This is a genomic window from Micromonospora sp. U21 (assembly GCF_018070045.1).
Taxonomy (GTDB): domain Bacteria; phylum Actinomycetota; class Actinomycetes; order Mycobacteriales; family Micromonosporaceae; genus Micromonospora.
Window position 1 is genome coordinate 1 of the sequence record NZ_JAGPYK010000052.1, and the last position, 26,239, is coordinate 26,239.

Below are 26,239 nucleotides of genomic sequence, written 5' to 3' on the forward strand. Positions count from 1 at the left end.
AATGGGTTTCGGGCAGGCGTGTGTGCGGTGCCGGGGTCAACGGCTGGGCCGTAGGCCCACCCCGCAGGGGCTTGGCCTTGACGCCGGCGCCGTGCGCGCCATGCTCGTGATGCCGGAAGGCGTTGTGGGTGGTCGCGTCACCAGGTTCCGAGCGATGTCGGAGGGGCAGGCCGAGGTTCGGCTGCCGGTCATCCATTCGCCCCGCGAGGGTTCGGGGGCATGGTGGTGTGCGACCGTGACCGGACGGGGTCAATCAAGCGGGCGGCCTCGCCGTCGGCCGACGGGGGTCAGACACAGAACGACCTCGCGTCCGGTCACGTCCGAACCTGCTCACGCCGCCGTCTGAGCCGGTGCGAGGGCGCGGATGTGCCCGTCGCGCAGGCCGTAGTAGACGAGGGTGAGCAGTTTGCGGGCCACCGCGACGGTGGCGATGTTGCGTCCGCGTCGCTCCGCGATGCGGGCGCGGGTGGAGGTTAACCAGCCGGCCGAGTGGGGGATGCCGTGGGCGGCCTCGACCGCGGCCCACCGCACCAGGGCGGAGCCTTGTTTGGTGATCCGTCCGCGGTGCACGACGAGGTCGGACTCGCGGTGCCGCGGGGTCAGCCCGGCCCACGAGGTCAGCTGCGCCGGGCCGGGGAACCGGTCGACCTCGCCGACCTCGGCGACGAACACCGCCGCCAGCACCGGGCCGACGCCGGGGATGGCCTGGATCGCCAAGTAACCGGGGTGCCCGGCGAGTCTGGCCCGGATCGGCCCGGCGACCGCGTCGATTTCGAAATCGATGGCGTCGATCAGCCGGCACAGCGAGGACACCCGCCCCCGATAAGCCCCGTCCAACGGTGCCCGGGCGAGCAGTTCCCGCCCACCAACGCCGAACAGATCCGAGACAGCGATGTGCACGCCCTGCTTGGCCAGCACCGCATGCACGGATGCCTTCAACCCCGAACGCGACGCGACCAGCTTGGCCCGATACCGCACCAGCTCCCGCAACTCGCGCACCGCCGGTGGGGCCACATACGCCTCCGGCAGCCTGCCCATCCGCAGCAGATCCGCCAGGTCCGCGGCGTCCCGGGCGTCGTTCTTCACCCGCCGGTAGGCGAACCCCTTCACCCCCAACGGATGCGCCAAATGCACCCGGGCGCCGGCCGCGGTCAGCACATCCACCGCCCAATACCAGCCATACGTGGCCTCCAGGACCACCTCAGGGTCGGGGCCGGCCTTGGCGATCTCCAACCTCAACGCGACCGGGTCGTTGTCGATCCGCACCGTGTCGAGCTTCTCGCCCGCCCTCGGTCATCCGCACGATCACCGACCTGCGCCGGTGCAGACCGATACCCACGATCTGCCGGCCGTCGTACTCTGCCTGCATGAGGGGCCTCCTTCGTCGTGAGACGTGAGCACCCCGAGCATCCCGCCCGGGACGCACGAGGAGCGAGGCCCCGCTCCTTCATGCCATCAAGCGGACCTTGACGGCTCGTACGGGCGCTGGCGGGTCGGGCGGTGGTCTGCTCGGCTTGCCCGGGTCGATGGCAGGCGGGATGGCCGACCGTAACCAACCACGGGCCCGGCGGCTGCCGACGATCTTCGGCCATCCTGGAGCCGGAGCGCCCCCGCCGGAGGCGCCCTGACCGCGCCCCCGCTCGGTGCGCTAGCTCGCCGAGGCGGTCGGCGTGCCCTTCCCTGCGCCGCGCGGGTCCGCGCGGCCCGGCCGGCTGCCGGCCCACCACACCAACCGGTCAACGCTGCTGTCGTTCTGCGGCGGCCTCCGGGCTTCCCGCTCTCCGCGCCAGCCGCCGGGCATCAGGCGTGACGGCCGCAGAGCGACAGCGGCAGCGGCCGGCGCGCGCCCAGGCGGCGGCGCGTGCGGCCCGTTGCGGGCCGCCTTGAAGACGTACAGAAACTTTGAACAACTACGCGGGCAGCCGGCTGTCGTACTCCGCTTGATGCGTTACACGGTGACTCCAGTTGATGGGTTACACGGGCCTTGAGCATGCCGGATACGGACCGTGACGCCGACTGTCCACGACGGCTGGTGTGCCAGGCATCCGCTTCTGCCGAGAAGCGGATACTTGAGCGAGTCTTTTGTGATCGGATCGAACTCGTGGTCATCGATCATGCGGTATGGGACATGGATGGCACTTTGATCGACTCGGCCAGGGCGGTGCCAGAAGCCTTCGTAAGAGCCGTTGGCGTATTGAACGGGCCCACGGTGAACATCGACGACGTGATAGCGGCGTACTGGCGGGGCACGCCGGAAGTCATCCTGGCGCACCTGGTCGGCCGCGAACTACGGCTGTCTGAACATGACACTTACTACCGCGAGCTGGACGGCGTGCAGGTGAACGCTTATCCCGGCGTACTGGCGACTCTCGGAGCTCTCCGGACCGGAGGTCTGCCAATAGTGGTGTTCACCGGCGCCAGCACGCGGGCGGCCAGAATCCTCCTGGGCGCAGCCGGCTTGGAGGCCGACATCATCATCGGCGGCGACCGGGTGGAAAACCCCAAGCCCGCTCCGGACGGCATGCGCCTCGCCGCGAAGTTACTCGACACGACACCCGAGCGCCTTCTACTGATCGGCGATTCTCCGCTCGACCTGCGAGCCGCGAAGGCGGCCGGAAGCTTCAGTGCCGCCGCTGCATGGGGACACATGCACGACCCAGCCGAGCCGGCGGATGTCACACTGCCCACCCCGGAAGATCTCCTGCCCCTACTGAGAGCGGTGACGCCTGGCGACTGATCAGCCATCGCGCGGGCGGCTGATTGAACCCAGGAAGCAACCACGGTGCGGCGCGAGGTTCAGGTACGCGCATCTGCCGCGATCCGCGCGTCTTGACCGGCGTCGAGGATCGCATGCCCCAGCGATAGGCGGCACGCCAGTTACGCACCGTGACAGCCGAGCCCGGAGAGAGCCGGCCAACTGGCACCCTTCAAGTGAAGTCGATGTGTAACGGATCAAGTGGAGCCCGGCAGCGCGGGCCGCCGGCTGTCCGACTCCGGGTGATGCTTGACATCGTGGCCTCGGATGATGATTGACATGATCGTGAAGACGGCGCGACTCGCGGCTTGATGGGACATGGACGTCAACATGGCGGGCAGTTGCGGCTCAGTCCTTGAGCCGTCCGGCCGATTGGATTCAGCGCGGCGGAGCCGGTCGCAGTGGCTCGCCGTTGAGTTCGGTCTCTCCGGCGAGGCTCCACCACAGTTCATCGCCGACGGTCAGATACGGATGCCAGGCGCCAACAGCTCCGCTTGTCTCGAGGGCGTCCGCAACGTTCGTCAGGTAGGCGCCGAGCGACGGCCAGGCTTCCGAGAAGTCGCCAGGGTTGTCGTGCGGCGCCACGCCCACTCGGGCGTATCCGGGTCCCGGCCGCAGGTCGATGACCTGGCTATCGCCATCCGAAGCCGCGAACGGTAGCCAGAGTTCGTGCCACCACGGCTCTGCCTCAGGGCCGTGCGGGGTGAAACCGTCGACGTCTTCGGCGATGTCCATGCGCGCCTGGTAGTGCTCGACAATGCCTGCCACGGAGAGCGGGGCAGCTTCCGGTAGGACGTTCGCCCACTCGGTGAGCCCGTCGTGTCGGCGCAGGGACTCGACTAGTTCTGCGGGGAATACCAGTTCCAGCTCGACCTCGGCCGCGGTGATCGCACTCGGCGCTGCTGCCGGCGCCAGCACTGCAGCGCTCCTCGGCGTGTGCCGCCCCATCCAGTCCTCGATCCGCGCCCAAGCCTCCGTCACCGATGCCACTGCTGCACCCTATGAACGCCAACCGGATGAGGCAACGCAGGCCCGCAGGCAAGCGCTGGCGGCCAGATCATCGTGATCATGTCAAGTATCAGGTGAGGTCACGACGTCAAGCATCATGCGAGCCCAGGCAACGCGGGCAGCCGGCCGTCGAACGTGTGTACGACTAGGGTGCTGGTGGTGGAGGTACGCGGGCGCTGGTGGAATGGGTCGTGGGGTCGGATGGCTCGTCGGGATATCTGGCTGGTCTCCGACGGTCGGCTTTGGCGGGTGCGTGGCCGACTCGGCGGTGACGGAGGGCAGGAGGTGTCCTACGAGTTCCGGGACGAAGCATCCGCCCGGTCGATGGTCGACCGGATGATGAAGACCTCGGCCGGCACCTGGCGGGATCTCACTGAGGCGGTCCGGCAGGAGGCCAACCGCCGGCAGACTCACTAGCTTTGCCGGCCGCTGGTCGGTAGCGCTCACCGGCAGGCGTCTGCCCGGACGTGCACACCGCACCATGTCGGCAGATCGGCGACCCTTACCCGCCAGCCGCCGGCGTCTCGCCGCGTCTCGAACCGTCACGGGTGGTCCGTGCCGCTGAGGCTGGTCGGTCCGTTCCACCAGATCGCCCGGACGTGCGCGGTTACCCTCGCCCGGCTGTCGCCCTGGTCCTCGACGTCGATCCGTCCGACCACCTCAAGCTTCGACGGCACGTTGGCGCGCTCCATCTCGCCGCGATAGCGGCGCCACTGCCGCAGCAGTTCCTCATGACGCTCGTCGACCAAAACCCGCGACAGCCCCAGCTCCTCGCCGCTGCTCATCCGGAGCACATACACGTTGACCGCGGCATCCGGCGTCGCCTCACCGCGCTCTGCTTCGGCTTGCCCAAGCACAGCCCACGACACCGGCACGGCCACGATCCCGGAGCACAGCACCGCTACAACCGAGAGCACGACCCAAGGCCAATGACGCGGCGACCGTACCAATGCCGGCTTGCTGGTCGCCGTCCGGCGACCCGGCAGAGCTGGTCCCTCCCCTGGTCCCATACACGGCAATATATGACTCGGGTGAGTTTTGCAGCTATAGCTGACAGTTGACCGGCTGGGGCTGACGATGGGTGGTCAGCGCGCGGCAACAGCGCCGGGCGAAGCTTCGCGGGCCGGGTGCGGTGCCGGTCAGGTAGACATCGGGTGGACCACGACCTCTGCCACGTCGAGCATTCGCCCGGGTTTGGGTAACCGTTCCCCTGTCTATGTCGTACTTACGATGGCGACACCTTCTGAGGAGGAGGCACTCATGGGCGAGCGCGACAGCCTCGATCTATTCCTAACCGGGCTGGACAACCCGATGTTCATCGTCACCACCGTCCACCCGCAGTCCGGTGAGCGAGCGGGCTGCCTGGTGGGATTTGCCTCGCAATGCAGCATCGAACCCGACCGGTTCGTGGTGTGGCTCTCCCAGAACAACCACACCTACCGGGTCGCCCGGCACGCTGACGTCCTGGCCGTACACAGCCTGGCCGAAAACCAGCGCGATCTAGCTGAGCTGTTCGGCACTCAGACTGGGGACGAGGTGGACAAGTTCGAGCGGTGCATTTGGCAACCGGGTACGGACGGTGTGCCAATCATTGACGACTGCCCACGCCGCCTCGTCGGCAAGATCCTCGACCGGGCTGCATGGGGCAATCACACCGGCTTCCTGCTCGAACCCCTGTGGGCTACAGGCGAGCCTGACCCGCCGCCGCTGATGTTCTCCGAGGTCAAGGACCTTCGGGCCGGCCACGAGGCCTAGAGGCGATGCTGCTCGATCTCCTACTTGCTCGCTCTGGTCATCGCTGTTCCCAGAGCTTTTGAAGCGCAAGCGCACGAGCCTCGATCAAACGCATCCGAGGCATCCACTCGCTCGGCTCGGTCCAGGCGGCATGGCCCGTGATCTGGTCCGGGTGCTTGCGATAGAGCAGGCCGGGTTTGCCGATGAAGTAGCCATCGGCTATCACGGACACGGCGAGCAGCAGGCCAGTGTCCTCCCCACCCGGAAGAGCCATCCAGCCGCCGAGCGCCAGCGCCAGCTCCCTCCGGATGCACAGCGTGGCCGGGTGAACCGGCAGCCGGTAGATGTTCTGCTGGAAGTAGTTCAGGACCTGGGTGGGGGTGAACTGACCCTCGGGTGGGTCCGCGTGTTCCCATCCGATCGTCGAGCCGTCTGGCAGGAGGTCAAGCACACTTGCGGTCGTCCATCCAAGGTTGGGCGACCGGGTGAAGGCCTCGATCTCCCGAGCGAGCGCGCCTGGCGTAAGTCGGTCGTCAGCGTCGAGCGGGATGCGGTCATCGCAGCCACCCCAGGAACCGGCGATGGAGTAGACCAGCGGGAGCCAAGCCCATGTCCTGGCTCGCAGCAACCATGCAGGAGCCCATATACAGGGCGAGGGAGATGGGAGCGCTTTCGAACTCGGCTCGCAGCTCGTGGCGTCGTGTGCGGCAGGGCCATGGGGCACCGCACCCGGCGCAGGTCCAGATCGGCAGAACCGGTCCGTGCGTGGTCATGACGCCTCACCTGGCCAGTGCCATCGTCTGGTCGGTATGCGGTGTCTCGACCGGCAGGGCCCTCTTGGTCAAGATGGTGTGAGACATCCCGTGCGAGTGGGGTGCTGACCTGAGGGCGGGGATCGGAGATCCTTGTGTACGTGTCCACTTCATCTGGCAAGCAGTCGGCGTCTGGCGGCGGGGTTGATCCGGCGCCGAAGCCGTCGCGGCGGGTTTTCAGCCCGGAGTACAAGCTCGCGATGGTTGCCGAGTACGAGAACGCTCCGAACGGGGAGAAGGGCGCGATCCTGCGCCGGGAAGGCTTGTACTCGTCGCACATCATCGAGTGGACACGCGCCCGTGACGCCGGGCACCTCGGCCACGTAGGAACCCAGAAGACGGATGCCGGCACGGTTGCTGCGGGACCGCGGATGAAGAAATCCGCAGAGCAGATCGAGTTGGAGAAACTGCGCCGGCAGAACGAGAAACTCCAGGCGGATCTGAAGAAGACCCGCATGGCGTTGGACATTATGGGAAAAGCGCACGCGCTCTTGGAAGAACTTTCCGAGAGCGCGGACAACGACCTGCCGCGGAAGAACTCCTGAGGGCCGTGTTCGGTGAGTTGCGGGACGCGGATATCTCGGTGCAACGGGCGTGCACGCTGACGGGAATCTCACGGGCGACCTACTATCGGCGGGCCAAGCCAGTCGGGCCGCGGCACGGGCCGTGGCGGGCCCGTACCCCACCGCCGCAAGCACTGAGCACCGCCGAACGCGACCAGGTCCTCGCCGTGCTGAACTCGCCCGCCTACGCCGACCTGGCGATCCCGCAGGTCTGGGCCAGGGAACTCGACGCGGGCCGCTACCACTGCTCGATGTCCACGATGTATCGGATCGCCCGTGCCGCGGGGCAGAGCCGGGAACGACGCCGGCTAGCGACCCATCCACCGCGGGTGCGCCCCGAGCTGGTCGCGACCGGGCCCGGTCAGGTGTGGTCCTGGGACATCACCGCGTTGAAAGGACCCGTCAAAGGCGTCTGGTTCAAATGCTATGTCGTTATCGACATCTACTCGCGTTACGTGACCGGCTGGCTTGTCGCTGCCGGCGAGGACGCGGTCGTGGCCCGCGACTTCCTGGCCACCGCAGTCAGCCGAAACGGGATCGAGCCGCACACCATCCACGCGGACCGAGGCGGCGCCATGGTATCGAAACCGGTATCAGAAATGCTCGTAGACCTCGGCGTTCTACGCTCGCATTCACGGCCCCGGACCTCGAACGACAATCCGTACTCCGAGGCCCAGTTCAAGACCATGAAATACGTGCCGGACTTCCCGGACCGGTTCGGATCCCTTGCCGACGCCAGAGCCTTCTGTGACGGCTTCTTCACCGCCTACAACCACGAACACCGGCATTCCGGGATCGGCTGGCACACCCCGGCATCCGTGCACTACGGCACCGCCGAGCAGATCCGCGAGCAACGCCAGGCCACCCTCGACGCGGCCCGCACCGTGCACCCCGACAGATTCAACCACCGGCCACGCGCACCCAAACTGCCCAACGAAGCGTGGATCAACCAACCAACCCAGCAGACACAAACCGTCTCAATTTGACTTGACAACTACCGGGGCCGTCCACCGCCGCAGAGGCCGACTGACCTGACCTTCCTCCGTGACCACACCGATCGGTGTCTACGTTCCAGGGCCACGGTGTAGGAGACAATCTGCGCGGCCGACGTCGTCTCTGATTGCCGCCGGCGGGTCTCCTGGAAGAAGGTCACGTCGCGCTCCTCCTGCTGGTGATTTCATGCTTCCGGCTCCTGGCAGCGCTTTCGGGGCCGAACTTGGCTGGCCGTTTGCACGCGGGCGTCGACAGGGCGCGGAATCGCACGACGGGTTATGGACGTAGATTTCCCGGTTCGCGCATCGCGATCTGCTTGGCCGACTCTGTGCGTAGCGGCCGGGTGCATTCCGGGCAGCTTAGGGATGCACCGCAGGTGCGGCACCATTGCAGCGAGCGCTTGAATGCGAGCAGCCCGGCGAGGAATCCGAGCACAAGCGCTGCGCTGATGGCCGCGATCGAGATCAGGTTCATGGAGTGCCCTTCAGAACGCCGGTGTCGGCATCGTTGATTCGGTCGATGTTGGGCGGGCGCAGCTCTGCGACCCGCAGACAGTGGGAGAGGTGGTGATGTGGTATCGACGGACGTCAGGTGGCCCGCTTGGCCGGTTGCGGCGCCTCTGCTGGACAGAACCCGCTCGGCAGGGCGTAGGTGGACATCGGGTCACCGATGATGCGCAGCATCGTGCGGTCGCCGGTGAACCGGGTTCTACCGTGGAGCCAGCGGTCGTTGAGGAGGATGTAGCCGTGACCCTCACCTAGGTCAACTGGAATGATCTGCTGCTGGACAAGCGCTCGAAGCCGGTCGATATGCAGCGCGACCATCGGCGCGAAACGCGCAAGCTCGTCGAGGCGCAGCCGGACGGCTATCCTGCCTTCGGTCGTCTGCTGGAAGACCGCGCCGAGGTGGCCGGATCCTCCGCCGAAGTACGCGGATCGGGGCGTGGACAGCGCCGCGAGTATGGCGGGTTCGGTGCGGGCGATCTCGTCGTAGAGGTCGCGACCGTCCACCAGATGACTGCGTCCACCGGTCTGCGCCGGGCGAAGACATGCCAGCATCAGGACGCGCGGTGGCCGGCATACTGCGGATCCTTCGGTGTGGGGCAACAGCTCGCGATCGGTGAAGCCAGCGAGGCTGGTCTTTCCGTCTTCGGACGCTAGCCGCTGGGCGATAGTGGTCACTCCGTCGGAGTCGCTGTCGCGGTGCTCGCGGATTCTGATCAGTGACCGGGCTGCATAGAGCAGATCGTCCCGTTCGATTCCGCCCTGGAAGATCGTGATGCCGTGCGTGGTGAGGCCACTCAGGATGCGAGCCGTGCTGTCCGGGTCGCGTAAGTCCACGTGGGGCAGGTCGTCAACGTCGGGCATCTGGTCACCTCCGGCGAATCGCTCGTCGGCGTTCACCACGGCCGCACCTACCGCATGGATCAAGTGACGGATTGTCAATGCCGAGCCGCCCTTAGCGAGCAATGACCGTGCTACGTTCCGGACGGGTCCAGGTCCTGCACCAGTGGAGGGAATCCGGATGAGCTACCAGCCGCACCTGTTCCCTGTCTCCGTGAAGGGCGTCGTGGTTCGCAACGGCCGCGTGCTGTTGCTACGCAACGAGCGCGACGAGTGGGAACTGCCGGGCGGGAAGCTGGATCTCGGTGAGGAACCGGCCGACTGCGTGACCCGGGAGATCGTTGAGGAGGTCGGCTGGCAGGTGACCTCTGGACCGCTGCTGGACGCTTGGCAGTACCACATCCGCGACGGCGTCGATGTCCTGATCATCACGTACGGCTGCCACGTCGGCACCGACGCCGATCCGGTCGTCAGCCACGAGCACAAGGAAGTCGGCCTGTTCACCGAGGCCGAGGTCGCGGCGCTGCGCATGCCAGACGGGTACAAGAGGTCCATCACGACCTGGTACGCCAAGCTCAGTGCCCGAGTCATCTAGGCGACCGACGATGCAGTGCGGCGGTTGCGGGGCGAGGGTCGGCCGCTGGAGTGCGTCGCCGCTGTGCCCGGCGTGCCACGCCATCGCCGGTGCCGCCCTGCCAGTCCCTGGCCAGCGCCATGGAGGCTCGGCCTTGTGGTTGTGGACCAGCGATACCGCACGGGCCGCGCTGGCCAGCGGCGATCTCGCGGTCATCATTCGCACCTACCGGGCCGCGACCGGCGTGAGCCAACGGCGTCTTGCGGAGTTGCTCGGCTACGACGCGACGTACATTTCGATGATCGAAACGGGGCGGCGGGAGATTAGCGATGTCGCCACCCGGCTACGGATTGCACGCCATCTCGGCGTGCCTGCGCACACTCTCGGGGTGAGCGACCCCGACGACGCCGACTTCACCGCGATGCTCCAGTTCGGCGAGTCGACTATCCGCCTCGCCGCGATCGCACGGCAGTCCGGACGCGGCGCCGAAGCCGTCAACGAGCTCTGGCCGCTGGTCACCCGCTTGGAGAGCCGGGTCGCCGACGGGCATGTTGAGCGGGATGTGATGCTCCTGCGTGCCCGTGCCCGCGCCGAACTCGGCGTCTCACTCGGCTACGTCTTGCCCGAGGAGCGACTGGTCAGTGCCGCCCGCTGGACCGGCCGGGCGCTGTGGCTGGCCGAACGCCTCAACGACCAGGACCTGCTCGCCTTCACCCTCCGAGTGCACGGCAACGAGCTGCGCAAGGTCGAACGGCACCACGCCGCCGTTGCCCGACTTCGACGCTCAGTGGAACTGGTGCCTGATCCCGACCGAGGTGCCGCCCTGGTACAGCTCGCCCGAGCCGCCGGCGAACTCGGCGACCCCGTCCTGTTCGACCACGCCATCACCAGCGCCTGGCGACTGGTCGACGCCAAACCCGGCACAGGACTCACCAGCCTTCACGCCCTCCATGAAGTGCACCTGCGCGGGCTGGTTCACACACGCCGACACGACCTGGCCACCGACCTGCTCGATCGCCACCGTATGTCCACCACCGCGATACCACCGCAATGGCAGGCGATTCTCCACGTCACCACCGGCGAAGTGCTCTTGGCCTGCCGCGGCGCATCCCAAGCCGAAGCGGCGTTCCAGGCTGCCATCGCCATCGCCGAGGAGCACCGCCTACCTCACCAGATCCAGCGCACCCTCCGGGCCTCCAGGTCGCATCTTCCCGCTGTCGGGGAGCTCGCGCGCCAAGCGCTGGACAGGCTCCGCATCCCTGAGCCCAACCCGGCCGGCATCCAGGCACCATAATCCCGCATTACTGTTACCCGGCGACACGCCGGGGCGCCGCCCGGCGCCCCAGATCGCCGACCGTGAGGGCGCCTGCCGCCTTCAAGCGATCGCTTCCGGCCAGGGCGCCAGTCGCCTCGGCTGCCGCGGTTGTCAGCCAGGCCTCGCGCCGTCGGAAGTCAGGCGCCCTTGCCGCCGTTGCGCGTGATCCGTCCATGCATCTCCAGATCTTGTCGGGTGGTCGGGGCCACGAACGGGGGCCGACCGCCGCCTGTTCGTGGGAGGGGCGGGTGGACTCTTGGCTGATGGTGAGCAAGGTCGGTTAGCTGTCCGCACCTGTGCTCTGTGAGGAGGCCGGCGACCGTGGTCGAGAGATCGACGGCTGGTTCGACCGATGCGGCTGCCCAAGATCACGGCGACGCGGCGAGTGCCGTAGACAGCTGGATCGCTCGCCAGTCGCGGCTGGTGGTAGGTGATTCCGACTCCTACGACAGGCGGCAGGCGGCCGCGCCGCAATGGCATGAGCAGCTGCCGGACGAGGAGTCGTACCCTGGTGCGGACACGTACCAGGAGCGCGAAGCGCGCCAGGCACGGCACCGGGCACACCCGCAGTACGAGGGTGAGTACGAGCAGGACGACGCGACCTACCCTCGACACGAGCAGGTATACCCACCATCAGACCCGCTGGGCTACCCCGAACCGGCCTACGACGAGCCCGGCCATACCTATCTCTCCGACGGGCACGACCAGGCCCATCGGGAGGAACGCCGGGCCCGAGAGCCGTACGAACCGACCGATGCCACGTCGATCCACCAGGACGCGCGCGGCGCGCAATGGGAAGGGTATGGCGCACCGAGGGCGGTCTACCCCCACGGGGAGTACCCCGACCACGATGACGCCGGCCGCAACGAGTACCAGCAGGAGGAGCCCGACCCGCAAGACCCCGGGGTGGACGAGGGGCAGCCGCGAAGGAGGCACCATCGGAGCATTGCTGCCCGCTCACGGCCAGCCAGCCGGCGGCGGCGCTGGCTGATCCCGGTCGGCGGGCTCGCGGTGGGGGCGCTGGTCTGCGCTCTGGCGTTCATGTGGGGGTCGGGCCGGCCGCCGGCAGGCGGCTCGCCGATATCGGCGGCCACCACCCCGTCGGACGGGTTCGCGCAGCCGATCACCCTTCCGGAGATACCGTCGACGGCGCCAACCTCCGCGGCACCTCGCCGGCCCTCCGCGACGCCCACTGCCACGCCGTCCGCCACGCCGTCCGCCACCCCCAGCGCCACGCCGTCGATCACGCCTTCCGCCACGCCGACCCCGACGTCCACCACGGCCACGCCGACACCGACCCGCAGCTCGGGCCCGGTCCTGCTCGGCCCCTCGAGCAGCCGCGGGGTGGCGAACATGACCCAGCGGTACTGCGATCGGTACACCGGAGGCTCAGCGGACCCCCGCAATGACGGCCGGTGGCAATGCATGGGTCTTCTCTCCGCGTCCCTCGTCGACATGGACGTCGCCTGCCGCGACACGTACGATTCCGGCGCCTACGCACGGACATCGAACCCCGGTGATCCGTACGCCTGGCGGTGCTACCGCTGACCTGACCACCCGCACCCGGAGACTCCTGCCCGAGCTCCTTCCGCCCGCCATCGTCGGTAGCGGAGGGTTTGCTGACCGCCAGAGCACTGATAACCCGGACGCGCCAAGGGGTGGGTGTGGCCAAACGGCGGCGTCGGCCTGCGCCGCCGACCTCTGCCCCTTGCCCGACTGTTTGGATTGTTAGGGCTTGGCCGACGACCAACTCTGGGGCGTGATGCGCCGCCGCAAAGGCGGCGACCACACCCTGTCCGCCCTGAAATCGATCCGGGCCGCACGCCCGGACGGCGCGCCGATCTACGTCATCCTGGACAACCTGTCGGCGAACAAAACCCCGGCCATCCGTCGATGGGCGGCGCGGAACAAGGTCGAACTCTGCCTGACCCCGACCAGCGCGTCGTGGGCGAACCCGATCGAGGCCCAGTTCGGGCCGCTAGACACCTTCACCATGGCGAACTCGAACCATCCGAACCACACCATTCTGGCCCGTGAGATGCAGAAATACCTTCGCTGGCGTAACGCCAACGCCCGTCACCCCGACGTCCTGGCCGCCCAACGCCGAGAACGCGCCCGCGTCCGCAGCGAACGCCAGCACCGCTGGGGCCGACCCCGCACCAAAGCCGCCTGACGACTCAGACCGGTGAACGTTCATGGACGGCGCACTAGTCAACGGCGGATCAGGGCGACGACCCGGGCGAGTTCGTCAGGGGTGACGCGGGCGTCGAGGAGGGTCGCTATGCCGCCGAGGTTCCACTCCCGGAGCTGGTCGACGTCCTGGCCGGCCGCCCGCATGCGCTCCTCGACGAACCAGTACCGGTCGACCCGTTCGGCCAGAGTGGCCCGCTCTGCGGCGAGGTCAACTCCGGGCACGGTGACCGTCCCACCGCACCTGGCGACCTGCCGGGAGAGGTCGTCGCCCCACAGCGTTAGCTCCCAGCCCGGCCACAGCTCGGACCAGTCCTCGGCTAGCCCGGCCAGCGGCCGGATACTCCACAGCCCGGCCCGGCGCCGGGCGACGTCGAGGTGCAGCCCCGCCGTCGGGTGCGTCGAGCACGCAGTGACGAGGTCGCGCGGATCGAGCCGGTCCAGCAGGCGCGGGCCGAGTAGCCACGGCGGGCAAGACTCGAAGGGCAGGGCGTACGGCCGGCACCCGTCAGCGTCGGCCACGCTGACGAGGTACTCCACCGGGCCGTCCGGCCGCTCCCCGCTGTCGGGGTACAGGCCGTCCCACCACGTGCGCTCGCTGCGCACCTGGTCGCGGTTTTCCCCCAGGTACGCCACCAGGTCGCCGATCCCGTCGTACGCCCAGCTCACCGTCCACCCACCCCAGGTGCGCCGGTACGCGGCGAGCAGCCCCGCACGGTAGGCGTACCGCCGCTCAAGAGGGAACTGCCCCAGTTCGGTGAAGAGCAGCAGGTGCCGCGCATCGGCGTCGATGAGCACTGCTCCTTCGCAGATCAGGTCGTCGAACCAGAAGTCGTCCCGATAGTCGCTGAGCTGGGCGAGCCAGCGGAGCGCGATGTCCGGCCCGGCAGCGAAGTGGTAGTCGAGCCCGTAGCCGGCACCGCCGCCCTGCGCGTACCCCTCGGACCGTCCGTTCCGAACGAGCACGTAGTTCACCCGGCTGCCCATGGCCGCTGATACTAGGGCTGCAGGCTTGGTCCGAGGCAGGGTGGCCTACCGCTCTTCTTGGGACACTCCAGGCGACGTGAGCCGTGGGATCGGCGACCAAGGTGCGGGTTTGGGGTCAGACAGCCGCGGCAAGAAAACAATCTGATCTGGCTGGCTTGACCATCATTTCTGCTGCCCCGCCAGCGGCGACGAGCTCACCGAGTAAGCCCCATGCGGCGAGGTACACGACCAGCTGTCAGTCCGTCAGCCAGTTTGCCCATCAAACGTGGAGGTGCGGTCAGGGCTGAGACCTGGGCAGAAACTAAAATCTCATCACGTACCCGGGCGACCACTGAGGGCAGGAAGCGGATCGCGGTTTGCGTCTTCCGGTCAGGGTCGACCGGCCTCGGCCGACCGAATGCTCGACCGGTGCCGGACGGTCTCCGAACCAGGTCGCGGGTCGGCGTCGTCCCGCCGGCGCTGCCGCGGTCGCGACGCTGACCGTTGCTCGGTGGCCCCCTCTGCGACGCCGGGGGCCGCGACGGGTGGTGTGGTACGGCTCGCCGCGGTGTCCACCAGGTCGGGCAGGCTCCGTCCGGCCACCAGGGGTAGCTCTCGCGTGGCTGCCGCGATCGGCCCCGGCTCGCTCGCCGGTTCGGCGACGCGGGCGACACGTGCCCGTCCCGTGGCGGTTCGCTGTATCGGTGCCGTACTGCCGGTCGTTGCCGGCGGCGCGGTGTCGGCCGGCTCCGCGACGGAGCCGGGCGCGTCCGCGGTCGACGGCGCCTGCGCCCGGCTGCTGGCCGACCGGCCTGCTGTGTTTCGCGGCGATCGGCGCGGTGCGGCTGCCGGCAGGAGCGGGGCGATTTCCGCGTGCAGTGCCGCCCAGTCGGAGGTGCGGGGCGGGTCGGGGTGATCCGTGGTCGACGTGATGTGGTCCGTGCTCTCGGACCGCTCCAACTGCCGGTCGGTACGGTCCGGCGTCACCGCCCGGGACCGCTCCGATCCCGGGCGCTCGGCACCATCTCCCGCCAGCTCGGTGGTGTCCGCCTGCTGAACGGCCACCTCGGCGGACTCTGGCCCCGCCGACCCGCCGGTTCCGTCTGCCACAGCAGCTACGGGGGCCGCGTCCGGCCCGAAAGCCGCGTCCGTGAGCGGCTCGGGGGTGCGCAGCCGCTCCGGCGCGTCGGCGAGCAGCCGCGCCGCCGAGGTCAGTGCGGCGGGGTCGGGTTGACCGTTCCGACGCCACCGCCGGCGACGGCCGGCGGCCGGCAGGTTCCCGGCCAGGACGCGCGCAGGCGCCAGATCGGCGGCGATCAGCGCGGTGAGGCCGTCGTAGTCTGCCTGCTCGGCCAGTCGCGCGGCGATCTCGTCGAGGTCGTACACGGTCAGGGCGATGTCCGCGGTGGTGGGGTCCAGTGCTCGGCTGATCTTGCGGCGCAACACCTTGCTGAGCGCCGCCTGCTGCCGCTCGGCGCGGATCTGCGCGCGGGCCGCGTCGAGCGAAGCGTACAGCCCGAGGCCGGGGTCGGCCTTGGCCAGCGAGCGGGCACGGCGGGTCAGCCACGGCTGTCGCAACCAGTGCCCGACCGGTTCGTAGGCCGGCGTCGTGGGTGGCAGCTGCTGCCTGGCGCGCAGCCGGTCCCGCCGCTGGTTCTCGCTGCTCATCAGCCACACCAGGTAACCGAGCAGCGACATGCCCGCGTAGAAACCGCCTTCGAGGTGGTTGCTGTGCGCCAGCCAGTTGAAGGCGACCGCGGCGGTGGCGATGCCGGCCGACAGCACCCGGGACAGCATGGCCCCTTCACCGAGTCGACGGCGCACGTCGGCGTTCGCCAGCACCACGACGCCGCCCAGCTCCAACGTCCCAACGGCGGGAAGGGCGACGTACCACTGCATGCCGAGCCCTTCCATCGCACCGGACACCTGGCCGCCGAGCGCGATCAGCAGGACGACAACGTAGAACCCGGTGCGCAGCACGGCAACCCGCCGCATTGCCTTGGCCAGCTCCGCGTCCCACGCCTCCGGCGGGCCGACGCCTGACGCCCCGCCCGAGGCGCCTCGCGCCCCGCCAATTGAATTTCCGCCGGTCATCCGGGTCCGGTCCGGTTCCTGGAACACGCCGAGCAGGTTCCTCTCTCACTCCGGCCCCGGCCTGACCGGCGCTGCGGCCGCCCGGCCCGGCGGTGCCGCCCGCTGAGTACCAGAGCCGCGCTCCGGCTGCCGCCCGTCGTCCGCCGCATGCTACAAGGTTGCGGGCCGAATTGGAGATCTCGGATACCCCGCAGGGTGTATGGGGTTGCCCCTCCTGCGCCACACCGGCGGTCATCGGTGCTCACCCGACCGGCACCGCTGTGGCCGGTGCTGTGCCGAAGACGCCCGATCGTGGCGATTGTCGGCAGCCTCAGCGAGGTGACGACACCGATGCCGCTCATGCTTCTGCCTCCTCGGCCTGCGGCGAGCCGGTGCGGTCACTGGGTAGGAGCGGCTGTGTCGGGCGGGCCAGCCCAGATTTCCGTTCCACCACCGTCGCGCCCTTTCCCCACCCCGGCATCGTGCAAGCGTTCGACTGGCTGGTGTCAGGTAAGTCGGTGGTTGAGGGCGGTGTGACGGCGGCCGGCGCCGACGGTGCGTACGGCGGCGGCGAGGGCGCGGCGGGAGCCGACGAGGACGACGAGTTGTTTGGCACGGGTGACGGCGGTGTAGAGCAGGTTGCGTTGCAGCATCATCCACGCGCTGGTGGTCAGCGGGATGACGACGGCGGGATATTCGGATCCTTGGGAGCGGTGGATGGTCATGGCGTAGGCGTGGGCGAGTTCGTCGAGTTCGTCGAAGTCGTAGTCGATGCTCTCGTCTTCGTCGGTGCGCACGGTCAGGTTCTGTTCCTCGGTGGACAGGGCGGTGACGACGCCGACGGTGCCGTTGAACACGCCGGCTTGGCCCTTGTCGTAGTTGTTGCGGATCTGGGTGACCTTGTCGCCGATCCGGAACACCCGCCCGCCCATCCGCCGTTCAGGTTGCCCATCGCGGGCGGGGGTGAGGCGCTGTTGCAGCAGCCCGTTAAGGGCGCCCGCGCCGGCCGGTCCGCGGTGCATGGGGGTGAGGACCTGCACGCTGCGGCGCGGATCGAGGCCGAAGCGTGCGGGGATGCGGGTGCAGGCGACGTCGACCGTCAGGGCGGCGGTGGCGTCGGTGTCGTCGCAGGCGAACAGGAAGAAGTCGCTGAGCCCTTGTAGGAGGGGCGGTTTGCCGGCGTTGATGCGGTGGGCGTTGGTGACGACGCCGGATTCGGCGGCCTGTCGGAAGATTTGCGTCAGCCGGACGCGGGGGATGGCCGGGGCGGCGAGCAGGTCGCGCAGGACTTCGCCGGCGCCGACGGAGGGGAGTTGGTCGACGTCGCCGACGAGGAGCAGGTGCGCGCCGGGTGGGATGGCTTTGACGAGTTTGTTGGCCAGGATGAGGTCGAGCATGGAGGCCTCGTCGACGACCAGGAGGTCGACGTCGAGGGGGTTGTCCCGGTCGTAGGAAGCGTCGCCGCCGGGGCGCAGCTGCAGCAGCCGGTGCACGGTGGCCGCGGGATGTCCGGTCAGCTCCGACAGGCGTTTCGCGGCGCGGCCGGTCGGGGCGGCGAGAGTCACCTTGGCCTTCTTCGCGGCGGCGAGTTCGACGATCGACCGCACAGTGAAGCTCTTGCCGCAGCCGGGCCCACCAGTCAGCACGGCCACCTTGGAGGCGAGCGCGAGGCGGACCGCCTGCTCCTGCTCCGCGGCCAGGTCAGCGCCGGTGCGGGCCTTTAACCAGGCCAGGGCTTTGTCCCAGTTGACGTCGGCGAAGTGAGGCAGCCGGTCGGCGCGGTCTCCTAGCAGCCGCTGCAGCGACCCTGCCAAAGACTGCTCGGCGCGGTGGAACGGCACCAGGTACACCGCCGATGCCTGCTCGCCGTCAGAGCCGGGCAGCACCTCACGGACCACGCCTTCCTCGGCGATCAGGTCTTCGAGGCAGCGGGTGACGAGGTTGCCGGGCACGTTCAGGATCTTGGTGGCGTCGGCGACGAGCTGTGGGGCGGGTAGGTAGCAGTGGCCGGAGTCGGTGGCTTCCGACAGGGTGTGCTGCAGGCCGGCCTTGACGCGCTGTGGGCTGTCGTGCGGGATGCCGACGGCCTGGGCGATGGTGTCGGCGGTCTTGAAGCCGATACCCCACACGTCGGCCGCCAACCGGTACGGCTCGTTGCGCACCACCGAGATCGACGCGTCGGCGTACTTCTTGAAGATCCGCACCGCCAAGGACGTGGACACCCCGACGCCCTGGAGGAAGACCATCACCTCCTTGATGGCCTTCTGCTCTTCCCACGCCGCGGTGATCTTCGCCGTGCGTTTCGGGCCTAAGCCGGGGACCTCGACCAGCCGGGCGGGTTCTTCCTCGATGACGCGGAGGGTGTCGAGGCCGAAGTGGGCGACGATCCGCTCGGCGAACACCGGACCGATGCCCTTGACCAGGCCGGAGCCGAGGTAGCGCTGGATGCCCTGGATGGTGGCGGGTAGCACGGTGGTGTAGGAATCGACCTCGAACTGCCGCCCGTACTGCGGGTGCGACGACCACCGCCCCGACAGGCGCAAGCTCTCCCCGGGCTGAGCGCCGAGCAGGGCACCGACCACCGTCAACAGGTCTGTACTGCGGTCGGTGGCTACCCGAGCGACGGTGTAGCCGGTCTCCTCGTTGACGTAGGTCAACCGCTCGAGCACCGCGTCCAGTACCGCCAGGGGCGGGCGGGTGGGAGCGGTCACGGCGACCATGGTGCCGCCTCCAAGGAGTGCACCGCCACCCGGCGTCGACGCGACTGCGCCAGTCAGATTGCCCGATGGTCGCGGTGGGCCACGTAGCGCAGCGGGTTCTGGATCTGATTTCTCGGCCTCGGGGACCGATTTGTCGGCCATCCGCTGCCGAATGACACTGATGTCGGCCTCGACCTCCTCCGCGCTGCGGTCGCCGCCGAGGCGGGTGGGGTCGGGCGGGCCTGGTGCCGAGGCGCCGGTTGTGCGCACACACGACCACCCCAGGCCGCCCCCCCCCCGCGCCCCGGGCGCAAGCGCCGGTCGCACCCCGGCGGTTCCAGCCCGACAGGCGGCGGGCCTAGGCACCTCCGCCTGCGGGCAATGCGCGGGCCGGCCGGGCGCGGGCTGGTAGTCGATGCGCATGGCGGGCGTCGCGGTCATCCCGCGTCTTCAGGCGGCACCCCTGTTGACCCTTCTGGCACCGGTATCCGATTCCCCGATCAGGAACTGGCTGCGGCTTGCCGGCGGCGCAGGATGCGGATCCACCCCTGGGCGGTGTGCCGGGGCACGTTGTAGTGATCGGCGACCGCAGCGACACTTCCGGCTTGCTGGTAGACCGCTTCGAGATCGGCCGGTGAGCGCCGGTACACCCGTCCCTCGCCTGCAGCGGACCCGCCTTTGGCCGTCCGCTTCGTGGCCTTCGCTCCCGTAGTCGTGGCCTTGGCGCCCGCTGCAGTCTTCTGCTCGCCCGCTCGGCTGCCGGTCGCGCCAGCGCCCGACGCTCGGGTAGCCGTCTTCGCCTCGCTTGCCGTGGTCGCCGGTGACGCCTGCTTGGGCACCACGACGTCAGCCGCACCAGCGCCCTCAGGGCTGCTGGCAGCCTTCCCATCCGAAGCCGTTGTAGGGGCGGTGGACTGAACCGCCGTCGGCTCGGCGGCGGGTTCACCGTCGTCCACGGACATACCGTTGGCTGTGGACGCGTCTTCGGATACGGCGATGGGAGGCGTGGTTATCGCCTGCCGCTCACCGGCGGCCGGTGCGATCGCCCTCAACAGCAGGTCCAGATCAACTGCGGGGATCTGGCCTGCGGTCAGCCCATCGCCCTGCCCCGCGCGTACCACCAGTTCGGTGATGCGCGGGACGCTCTCGCTCACCTCGACCTTCAGTGTTGTGGTCACTCGACTGGGATCGTCTGCGGCAATGGTGATTGTGTAAGAGCTCATCGAAACATGGCCTCCAATGTGGATAACGATTGTGCGCCCATGTGAGGCGCGTTCCAACGCGACCGGAACTGCACCTGCTCGCTGGTCGGTGTTGGTGAAGAAAGTACCGCAGGCACCTTGAGCTGATATCTCAACCATCACCCGGCGTCGGTCGCTCAAGCGGTACGGCGCGGCCTGCCCCGACCACACCGCGATCACCGATCTGTGCGGCAGCTACACCCGCCGCCCCTCGGGACTCGAACGAAGCGCCGACCCGATAGGGAAGGCGTGGGCGCGCGTGAGGGGAACCGCGGCTCCTCTGTTGGTGGTCGCGGCGCGGGCCTCTGACCTGCTGATGTGAGGTCTTGTAAGGCTGTGTGAGGTCCTGTCAGCCCTCACGACACCTTCATCGACCGCCGGCGGTCATACCGTCGACCCACCTGACCAGGCACCCCCACTCACCGTCCGTCGCCCTGTAGCTCCACACCTGCGATTTTCGGTGATCGCACCGGTAGCGAGGCGATACAAATCAGGCAGGAGGACTGATGCGAGCCAGAGCGGCTTCTGCGGCCACCACTACGACATATGTGCTCCTGGTCGCGGCCGTTCCGGCCGCGCTCGTCCACCTCGGCGGATGGCCGATGCCTGACGTAGCATCGAGCGCCGCCATGCGGGAGTGGCTCCGACAGCCGCTGACCGCCGGTTTCCTCGCCGGTCTCGCGCAGACCGGCGCTTGGCTGATCTGGGCGCTGCTCGTCACCGCCGTCGGCGCCCGCGCATATACACGGGTCACCCGCGCGCTGCGGTGGCTACCCGCGCTGCACCTGCCGGGACCGCTGCAGGGATTGACCGCGGCCGTGCTGGGAGCCACCGCGGTCAGCGCCAGCACGGGTGCCATCCCCGCCCACGCCGCCGCGCCCGCCAACGCCGACATGAGCAACTCGCACGAAGCGGCGCGTCCCAGCGCGCGGCAGGCCGGTCACACCCTGGCCAGCCATCCAGCGGAGAGCAGCACCGAACTCACCCGCGTCGCGACCAGCCGGGAAGACACCTACACCGTGAAGCGTGGGGACACGCTGTCCGAGATCGCCGAGCGGTGCCTGGGCGACGCCCGCCGCTGGCCGGACATCTTCGCCCTCAACCGCGGCACCCGCTTTCCCGGCGTCGGCGGGACGCTGCGCAACCCGAACCTGATCTATCCCGGCTGGACCCTCAACCTGCCAGCCCACGCCAGCCCAGACAGCCCCCCGAGACAAGCCGGGCCTCCTACGGCGCCGCCGACCGATCAACCGGACGTCGACGCACCGCAAGCCCCACCGGACAGCCGCACCCCAGCCCCGGGCAGCTCGGCACCGGCCACCGTCCCGCCGAACACGCCCGCGTCGACCACAACGGCGGCACCGCCGAGCAGCAGAGTTCCGGAACCCGCCCCCACCAGGACCGGCTCTGCCGCCAGCCCCGACGCGGGTGATGCCCGCGCCCACGATCGGGATACGCGCGGCGTGTCTCTGCCGAGCGGCAGCTGGGTAGACGTCGGCCTGGCCCTCGCTATCGCGGGCGCGGTGGCGCTGGTGTGGGCGCATCGCCAGCGCCGCTACATTCCCCGGCCGCCCACGGCCACCGCCCGCACGACTGATCCCGATCTCGCACCGATGCCGGCGGTGATCGGCCAGATCCGCCGAGGGCTGCGTCGCCTCGCCGCCGGTCGCGCTGACGCACCGACCACCGACGTCTCGCACACGATCACCGTCGCGAGCGTCGACGTGCACCCCGAAGACCTTGCCGTGGGCAGTGGCGCCGCCACGGAGAACGCGGGCAATGGCACAGGCCCGGATACCTGTCCCGGCGCTGACGAACCGAGCCGGGCCGATGTCCGCCACGAGACCACAGCTGGCGGTGAGGTACCGGCCGTGCCGTCGCTGGCTAACCCGCTGTCGGCGCTGTGGCCGCCTGCCGGACTCGGTCTCACCGGTTCCGGTGCGCACGCCGCCGCCCGCGGATTCCTCACCGCCGCCCTGGCCGCCGGCGGCCTGCACGACCCCGACGCCCGCACCGAAGTGGTGATGCCGTCCGCGACCGCGGCCACGCTGCTCGGTCCCGCGGCGGTCAACCTGCCGCGCACACCCCGGCTGACCATCACCACCGGGCTCGACGAAGCCCTCCAGATTCTCGAAGCGCAGACCATGCACCGCACCCGGCTGCTCGACCGGCACGAGGTGGACACTGTCGCCGAGCTGCGGCACACCGACCCCTACGAGGAGCCACAGCCACCGATCATGCTTCTGGCCGACGCGAGCACCCGCCACGAACGCGCCCGCGTCGCCGCCCTTCTCGCGCAGGGCCAACGCCTGGACATCCACGGGGTGCTGCTCGGCGACTGGCCTGGCGGCAACACGGTCATGGTGGCCGACGACGGCGTCACCACCCCCGCCGACGCAGATAGCCACCGTCCTGGCACGCATCCCGCCGATGTCGGCCGGCTCGCGATCCTCACCCCTGCCGAAACCGCGGACCTACTGGCCACCCTCGCCGAGTCACACACCGGCCACCCCCCGGCGCCGGCCCCGACCGAACCCGCCCCACCGCCGCTTGAGCGCGCGACACCCACCCCGGCCACCGCAGCCAAACCGATAGACACGCCGGTCACTTCGTCGCCTGACAGGAGAGCCGACGCCGAGCAGGACGGGGAGTCTGGCCACGACCGGACCGGCGACACCGAAAACGAGCAGTCCTTAGCGGGTGCCATCGGCATCACCGACGTCGCGGTCCCCGCAGAGCTGGCCGCCGCCGGCAGCGAGGGCGGCGACGCCCGCCCACCAGACGACGCGACCGCGACCGCCAACCGTCCACAGGCCGTCGTCGGCGCGCGATCGCCGGCCGCAGGTCACCACGCCGTCGATGCCGAGCCGACGACCCAGCCCGCACGGGTCGAGGTGAAGGTGCTCGGGGAACCTGGCATCGTCGACGGCGACCCGCAGCGCACCCTGCGCGCGAAGTCCCTCGAACTGCTGGTGTATCTGGCGGTCCGCGACGGCAGCGCGTCCACGGAGGCGATCCTGGACGACCTGCTGCCCGACGCGCCCACCAGCAAGGCCACACACCGGCTGCACACCTACGTCTCGGACCTGCGCGGCGTCCTGCGACACAACGGCGGCCCCGGCACCTACCTCACCCACCCCCACCGCCGATACGAACTCAACCCCGAAAGCTTCGACATCGACCTGTGGCGGATGCGCGCCGCGATCCGCGCCGCCGACGCCGCCGGATCCCAACCCGAACGGGTCACGGAGCTGCGCCGCGCCGTCGACACATACCAGCCACTCGCCCAGGGCCGTGAATACGAATGGCTCGAGCCCTACCGGGAGACCGTGCGTCAGGACGCCCTCGACGCCGCTCTGGCCCTCGCCGAGGAACTCGCCGGCCGACCCACGGAACAGCTCGCCGTCCTCGACGCCGCGATCAGCCAGCACCCCTACGCCGAGCAGCTGTACCAGGCCGCCATGCGCGCCCGCGCGCAACTCGGCCACCTCGACGCCATCCGCGCGCTACGCCGGACGATGACTCGCCGGCTCGCCGAGATCGACGCCGAACCCGCCGACGACACCCTCGCCCTAGCCGACCAGCTCACCGCCGACCTGCGCCGCGCCGGCCGCGACGCACGGACACGACGCCCCCGCACAGACGGAGCGTCCGCATGAACACCGCACCGCACACCGGCAATCCGACCACCACCGCCAGCGCCGCGGCGCCGGCTGACACCGGCGTGCATCTGCGGCGGCTGCGCTGGGCCGTACGGGCCACGCTCACCCTCGGCGTCGCTGCCTCCGTGGCGGCAAACGTCCTGCACGCCCAATCAAACCCGATCAGCCAGATCATCGCCGCATGGCCACCACTGGCGCTGCTGCTCACCGTGGAGCTGATCTCCCGCGTCCCGCACCACCGCCGCTCCCTCGGCGCCATCCGAATCATCGCGACGGCCATCATCGCCGCCATCGCGACATGGGTGAGCTACTGGCACCTCGTCGGCGTCGCCACGCGATACGGGGAGACTGAAGCTGCCGCCGCATACCTGCTGCCCATATCCGTCGACGGACTCGTCATCGTCGCCAGCGTCAGCCTCGTCGAGCTCACCGCCAGGATCCGCACGGCGACACCCGACCACCAGCCTGCGCTGATCGCGTCGCCCGAATCCCCACCGGCCGCCACAGAGTCCGCCACCCACGTGCTCCGACAGCGATCGGCTCAGCCCGGCACACTCGCTCCCGAGCAGCGCCCCGCCGCTCGGGCGGAGGCCGCGCCAGCCGGCACACGGACTCGACGGCCGGTCAGAGCCGTCACCGTGCCAACCGCCTCGCAGGAAACGGCCGGCGCACCCACGGCGGCACCTGACGGTGCCCGCCAGGATGCCGGCAACACGGCCAACGTTGATTCCGCTGCCGGCAGTGACCACCTGCCGCAGGCGGCCGCTGCCAGCGACCCCGCCACGCCCGCCGCCACCGCCAACGGGAAGGCGTCCCGCTCCGCGCGCCCGCACCGGCGATCCGCGAACCCACAGCCGCTAGATCGGCTCGACGACGCGCAGCGCGTGGATCCACCGCCACGGAGGCCGGACAAGGAACCCAGGACGGAGACGGATGCAGCAGACGGCGCGGTCTCCGACGAGGGACCCGTGCCGTCAGAGACCGCCGGCGCGGTGGCTTACTGGTATCGGCGTGAGCCCAACCTGCACCCAGCCGAGATCGCCGCGCGGATCGGCCGGTCTGAACGCACCGTCCGCCGGTACTGGCCGCCGCCAGCCACCCGCCACCCGTCACCGGCGACAACCTCAGCGACGTAGCCGAGAGTGCCTCCGACGCTGAGGGCGCCGACTCCACACCGGGCCTCACGCAACCAGCTACCCCTCATCGCGGTTCGTCCGCGTCAGGCCCGCCCGAAAACGACAGACGCGGCGCCTGCCTCGACGACCTGATGGACGAGCTGGTGTCGGCGTACGAGTAAACGTGCCCAGCCAGGTACAGCGGAACATGCACAGCGTCGTGTAGACGGACGCTGAGATGAGAGCGGGCAGTTCGCACCTCCAATCGCCCCCGAGCCGACCAGCGGTGCCTCAGCGAGACCCATGGGTAGTGTCGGTGGCCGTCGTGACGTTCCATGACCAGCGATGCGCCATCGGCATGGCGGCGCATCCGCTTCTGCCGATGAGCGCGCACGTGATCATGGCGGAGGCCCGGCGTCGAAGTGATCGAACGGCCGATGGCCGGCGGCGCCGGATTCGGGACGTGCTTCGCTAAACGACGTTGCTCGGCTGATGGCGTTCCGAGGGTGTGGATCAGCGGCGTTCGGCCAGCTCGGCGAGCCGGTCGAGCGAGGCCCGCAGCTTGTCCGCCGTGGTCGCTCTTGCGCGCGGGATGCGCTTCTCATCCGTGAGTTGTGTCCAGTCGTAGGTGTGCGTCACGCGCGTGTGTGATGCGTCGATCGGCTCGAGTACCCACCGCCACAGATGCCCGGCTGTCGGCTGGCCTGGCTCGCTTGGTCGCCACGCGATGCGGCGCTGCTCGACGAACTCGACCACATGGTTCTCGCGGACGCTGCCTGTCGTGATCGTCATGATGAAGACGTCACCGACGGCATGGACTCGCTGCCCGGAAAGCGCCTCGGACAAGTTGTCGTTGCCGTCCCAGCGGGGCTGCTGTGACGGATCGGCGATGAGCTCGAAGATCTCCGCAGCCGTCGCGGCAACATCACGGCTGGCGGTGACGACATGCTCGGATTCATGGAGTCGGGTCACCTTCCCATCGAAGCACGCGACAACCGATTGGTCACCCTCGTGTGTCCTGTTATGCCGCCGACCGCGCGCTACGCAGTGTCACCACTACGGATCAAGCCGGCGCCCGGTCGTGCCGACGCGCGGTTGCCGCCGTACCAGGACGTGGTGTCAGCCGGTGATGAGTGTGACGACCGCGCCGTCCGAGGTGACCGTGCGTCCTGTCGTGCGTTGGTAACGCCGGACCA

The 26,239-nt window shown here is 69.2% G+C and carries 20 protein-coding genes and 2 pseudogenes; 10 read left to right on the plus strand and 12 right to left on the minus strand.

The features are described from left to right. Positions 1–330 precede the first annotated feature (330 nt). Positions 331–1,275, minus strand: a pseudogene (locus KBX63_RS33360) (IS110 family transposase); the annotation flags it as partial. 715 nt (positions 1,276–1,990) lie between these two features. Here KBX63_RS33360 and KBX63_RS33365 point away from each other — a divergent pair. Next, complete coding sequence (locus tag KBX63_RS33365; RefSeq protein ID WP_247663856.1) at positions 1,991–2,737, plus strand: HAD family hydrolase; 747 nt, start codon at positions 1,991–1,993, stop codon at positions 2,735–2,737. Between the two features lie 396 nt (positions 2,738–3,133). Here the strand turns inward: KBX63_RS33365 and KBX63_RS33370 are convergent, their stop codons facing one another. Continuing rightward, a complete protein-coding gene (locus KBX63_RS33370; RefSeq protein ID WP_210918295.1) occupies positions 3,134–3,745 on the minus strand; it encodes an SMI1/KNR4 family protein in 612 nt (203 codons plus the stop codon). 219 nt (positions 3,746–3,964) lie between these two features. On the opposite strand from KBX63_RS33370, the gene KBX63_RS33375 reads away from it, so the two are divergent. Next, positions 3,965–4,180, plus strand: a complete 216-nt coding sequence (locus tag KBX63_RS33375; protein WP_210918296.1) for a hypothetical protein — start codon at positions 3,965–3,967, stop codon at positions 4,178–4,180. A 125-nt stretch (positions 4,181–4,305) separates the two neighbouring features. Here KBX63_RS33375 and KBX63_RS33380 read toward each other — a convergent pair whose 3' ends face one another. Next, entirely contained in the window at positions 4,306–4,680 is a 375-nt protein-coding gene (locus KBX63_RS33380; protein WP_210918297.1) for a hypothetical protein, read from the minus strand. A 343-nt stretch (positions 4,681–5,023) separates the two neighbouring features. On the opposite strand from KBX63_RS33380, the gene KBX63_RS33385 reads away from it, so the two are divergent. Then, positions 5,024–5,518: a flavin reductase family protein gene (locus tag KBX63_RS33385; protein WP_210918298.1), complete on the plus strand. Its 495-nt coding sequence runs from the start codon at positions 5,024–5,026 to the stop codon at positions 5,516–5,518. Between the two features lie 37 nt (positions 5,519–5,555). On the opposite strand, the gene KBX63_RS33390 is transcribed toward KBX63_RS33385, so the two are convergent. Beyond that, positions 5,556–5,948 carry a hypothetical protein gene (locus tag KBX63_RS33390; RefSeq protein WP_210918299.1) on the minus strand — a complete coding sequence of 131 codons (393 nt, stop codon included), beginning with the start codon at positions 5,946–5,948 and terminating at the stop codon, positions 5,556–5,558. A gap of 462 nt (positions 5,949–6,410) precedes the next feature. On the opposite strand from KBX63_RS33390, the gene KBX63_RS36955 reads away from it, so the two are divergent. Both KBX63_RS36955 and KBX63_RS33400 read left to right on the plus strand, forming a co-directional pair. Continuing rightward, positions 6,411–6,854, plus strand: coding sequence for a transposase (locus KBX63_RS36955; protein WP_210918300.1), 444 nt, complete (start codon positions 6,411–6,413; stop codon positions 6,852–6,854). Between the two features lie 5 nt (positions 6,855–6,859). Beyond that, a complete protein-coding gene (locus tag KBX63_RS33400) occupies positions 6,860–7,858 on the plus strand; it encodes an IS3 family transposase (RefSeq protein WP_374102295.1) in 999 nt (332 codons plus the stop codon). 283 nt (positions 7,859–8,141) lie between these two features. Here KBX63_RS33400 and KBX63_RS33405 read toward each other — a convergent pair whose 3' ends face one another. Then, positions 8,142–8,339 carry a hypothetical protein gene (locus KBX63_RS33405; protein ID WP_210918302.1) on the minus strand — a complete coding sequence of 66 codons (198 nt, stop codon included), beginning with the start codon at positions 8,337–8,339 and terminating at the stop codon, positions 8,142–8,144. Positions 8,340–8,452: 113 nt separating this feature from the next. Continuing rightward, a complete protein-coding gene (locus tag KBX63_RS33410; RefSeq protein WP_210918304.1) occupies positions 8,453–9,268 on the minus strand; it encodes a TauD/TfdA family dioxygenase in 816 nt (271 codons plus the stop codon). A 121-nt stretch (positions 9,269–9,389) separates the two neighbouring features. Here KBX63_RS33410 and KBX63_RS33415 point away from each other — a divergent pair, with 121 nt between their 5' ends. Beyond that, complete coding sequence (locus KBX63_RS33415) at positions 9,390–9,803, plus strand: NUDIX domain-containing protein (RefSeq protein ID WP_210918305.1); 414 nt, start codon at positions 9,390–9,392, stop codon at positions 9,801–9,803. 133 nt (positions 9,804–9,936) lie between these two features. Further along, positions 9,937–11,076 carry a helix-turn-helix domain-containing protein gene (locus KBX63_RS33420; RefSeq protein WP_247663857.1) on the plus strand — a complete coding sequence of 380 codons (1,140 nt, stop codon included), beginning with the start codon at positions 9,937–9,939 and terminating at the stop codon, positions 11,074–11,076. Between the two features lie 842 nt (positions 11,077–11,918). Here KBX63_RS33420 and KBX63_RS33425 read toward each other — a convergent pair. Beyond that, entirely contained in the window at positions 11,919–12,452 is a 534-nt protein-coding gene (locus KBX63_RS33425) for a hypothetical protein (protein WP_210918306.1), read from the minus strand. A 380-nt stretch (positions 12,453–12,832) separates the two neighbouring features. Here KBX63_RS33425 and KBX63_RS33430 point away from each other — a divergent pair. Then, positions 12,833–13,270: pseudogene (locus KBX63_RS33430) on the plus strand (transposase); the annotation flags it as partial. A gap of 38 nt (positions 13,271–13,308) precedes the next feature. On the opposite strand, the gene KBX63_RS33435 reads toward KBX63_RS33430, so the two are convergent. The 4 genes from KBX63_RS33435 to KBX63_RS33450 all read right to left on the minus strand — a co-directional run bounded on the left by KBX63_RS33435 (position 13,309) and on the right by KBX63_RS33450 (position 20,248). Then, positions 13,309–14,274 carry a hypothetical protein gene (locus KBX63_RS33435; RefSeq protein WP_210918307.1) on the minus strand — a complete coding sequence of 322 codons (966 nt, stop codon included), beginning with the start codon at positions 14,272–14,274 and terminating at the stop codon, positions 13,309–13,311. 369 nt (positions 14,275–14,643) lie between these two features. After that, a complete protein-coding gene (locus KBX63_RS33440; RefSeq protein ID WP_210918308.1) occupies positions 14,644–16,374 on the minus strand; it encodes a hypothetical protein in 1,731 nt (576 codons plus the stop codon). Positions 16,375–16,832: 458 nt separating this feature from the next. Then, positions 16,833–19,046, minus strand: a complete 2,214-nt coding sequence (locus KBX63_RS33445) for an ATP-dependent RecD-like DNA helicase (protein ID WP_210918309.1) — start codon at positions 19,044–19,046, stop codon at positions 16,833–16,835. A gap of 479 nt (positions 19,047–19,525) precedes the next feature. Further along, the gene (locus KBX63_RS33450; protein ID WP_210918311.1) at positions 19,526–20,248 is read right to left on the minus strand and encodes a hypothetical protein; all 723 of its coding nucleotides are present in this window, start codon (positions 20,246–20,248) and stop codon (positions 19,526–19,528) included. Between the two features lie 620 nt (positions 20,249–20,868). Between KBX63_RS33450 and KBX63_RS35775 the strand changes: the two genes are divergently transcribed. Continuing rightward, positions 20,869–23,925 (plus strand): BTAD domain-containing putative transcriptional regulator, encoded by a 3,057-nt coding sequence (locus tag KBX63_RS35775; RefSeq protein WP_247663858.1) that lies wholly within the window; start codon positions 20,869–20,871, stop codon positions 23,923–23,925. Next, positions 23,922–25,064 carry a DUF2637 domain-containing protein gene (locus KBX63_RS33455; protein ID WP_247663859.1) on the plus strand — a complete coding sequence of 381 codons (1,143 nt, stop codon included), beginning with the start codon at positions 23,922–23,924 and terminating at the stop codon, positions 25,062–25,064. Before KBX63_RS35775 ends, KBX63_RS33455 begins: the two co-directional genes overlap by 4 nt. A 492-nt stretch (positions 25,065–25,556) precedes the next feature. Here KBX63_RS33455 and KBX63_RS33460 read toward each other — a convergent pair whose 3' ends face one another. Continuing rightward, positions 25,557–26,015, minus strand: coding sequence for an SRPBCC family protein (locus tag KBX63_RS33460; protein ID WP_210918313.1), 459 nt, complete (start codon positions 26,013–26,015; stop codon positions 25,557–25,559). Positions 26,016–26,239 lie beyond the last annotated feature (224 nt).

Excerpts from the sequence above, each read along its gene's own strand:
- KBX63_RS33365 (WP_247663856.1), top strand. The coding sequence starts at position 1,991 with ATGCCGGATACGGACCGTGACGCCGACTGTCCACGACGGCTGGTGTGC.
- KBX63_RS33375 (WP_210918296.1), top strand. The coding sequence starts at position 3,965 with ATGGCTCGTCGGGATATCTGGCTGGTCTCCGACGGTCGGCTTTGGCGG.
- KBX63_RS33385 (WP_210918298.1), top strand. The coding sequence starts at position 5,024 with ATGGGCGAGCGCGACAGCCTCGATCTATTCCTAACCGGGCTGGACAAC.
- KBX63_RS33405 (WP_210918302.1), bottom strand. The coding sequence starts at position 8,339 with ATGAACCTGATCTCGATCGCGGCCATCAGCGCAGCGCTTGTGCTCGGA.
- KBX63_RS33415 (WP_210918305.1), top strand. The coding sequence starts at position 9,390 with ATGAGCTACCAGCCGCACCTGTTCCCTGTCTCCGTGAAGGGCGTCGTG.
- KBX63_RS33425 (WP_210918306.1), bottom strand. The coding sequence starts at position 12,452 with ATGTTCGCCACCCCGCGGCTGCTCGAGGGGCCGAGCAGGACCGGGCCC.
- KBX63_RS33435 (WP_210918307.1), bottom strand. The coding sequence starts at position 14,274 with ATGGGCAGCCGGGTGAACTACGTGCTCGTTCGGAACGGACGGTCCGAG.
- KBX63_RS33445 (WP_210918309.1), bottom strand. The coding sequence starts at position 19,046 with ATGGTCGCCGTGACCGCTCCCACCCGCCCGCCCCTGGCGGTACTGGAC.
- KBX63_RS33450 (WP_210918311.1), bottom strand. The coding sequence starts at position 20,248 with ATGAGCTCTTACACAATCACCATTGCCGCAGACGATCCCAGTCGAGTG.
- KBX63_RS35775 (WP_247663858.1), top strand. The coding sequence starts at position 20,869 with ATGCCTGACGTAGCATCGAGCGCCGCCATGCGGGAGTGGCTCCGACAG.
- KBX63_RS33455 (WP_247663859.1), top strand. The coding sequence starts at position 23,922 with ATGAACACCGCACCGCACACCGGCAATCCGACCACCACCGCCAGCGCC.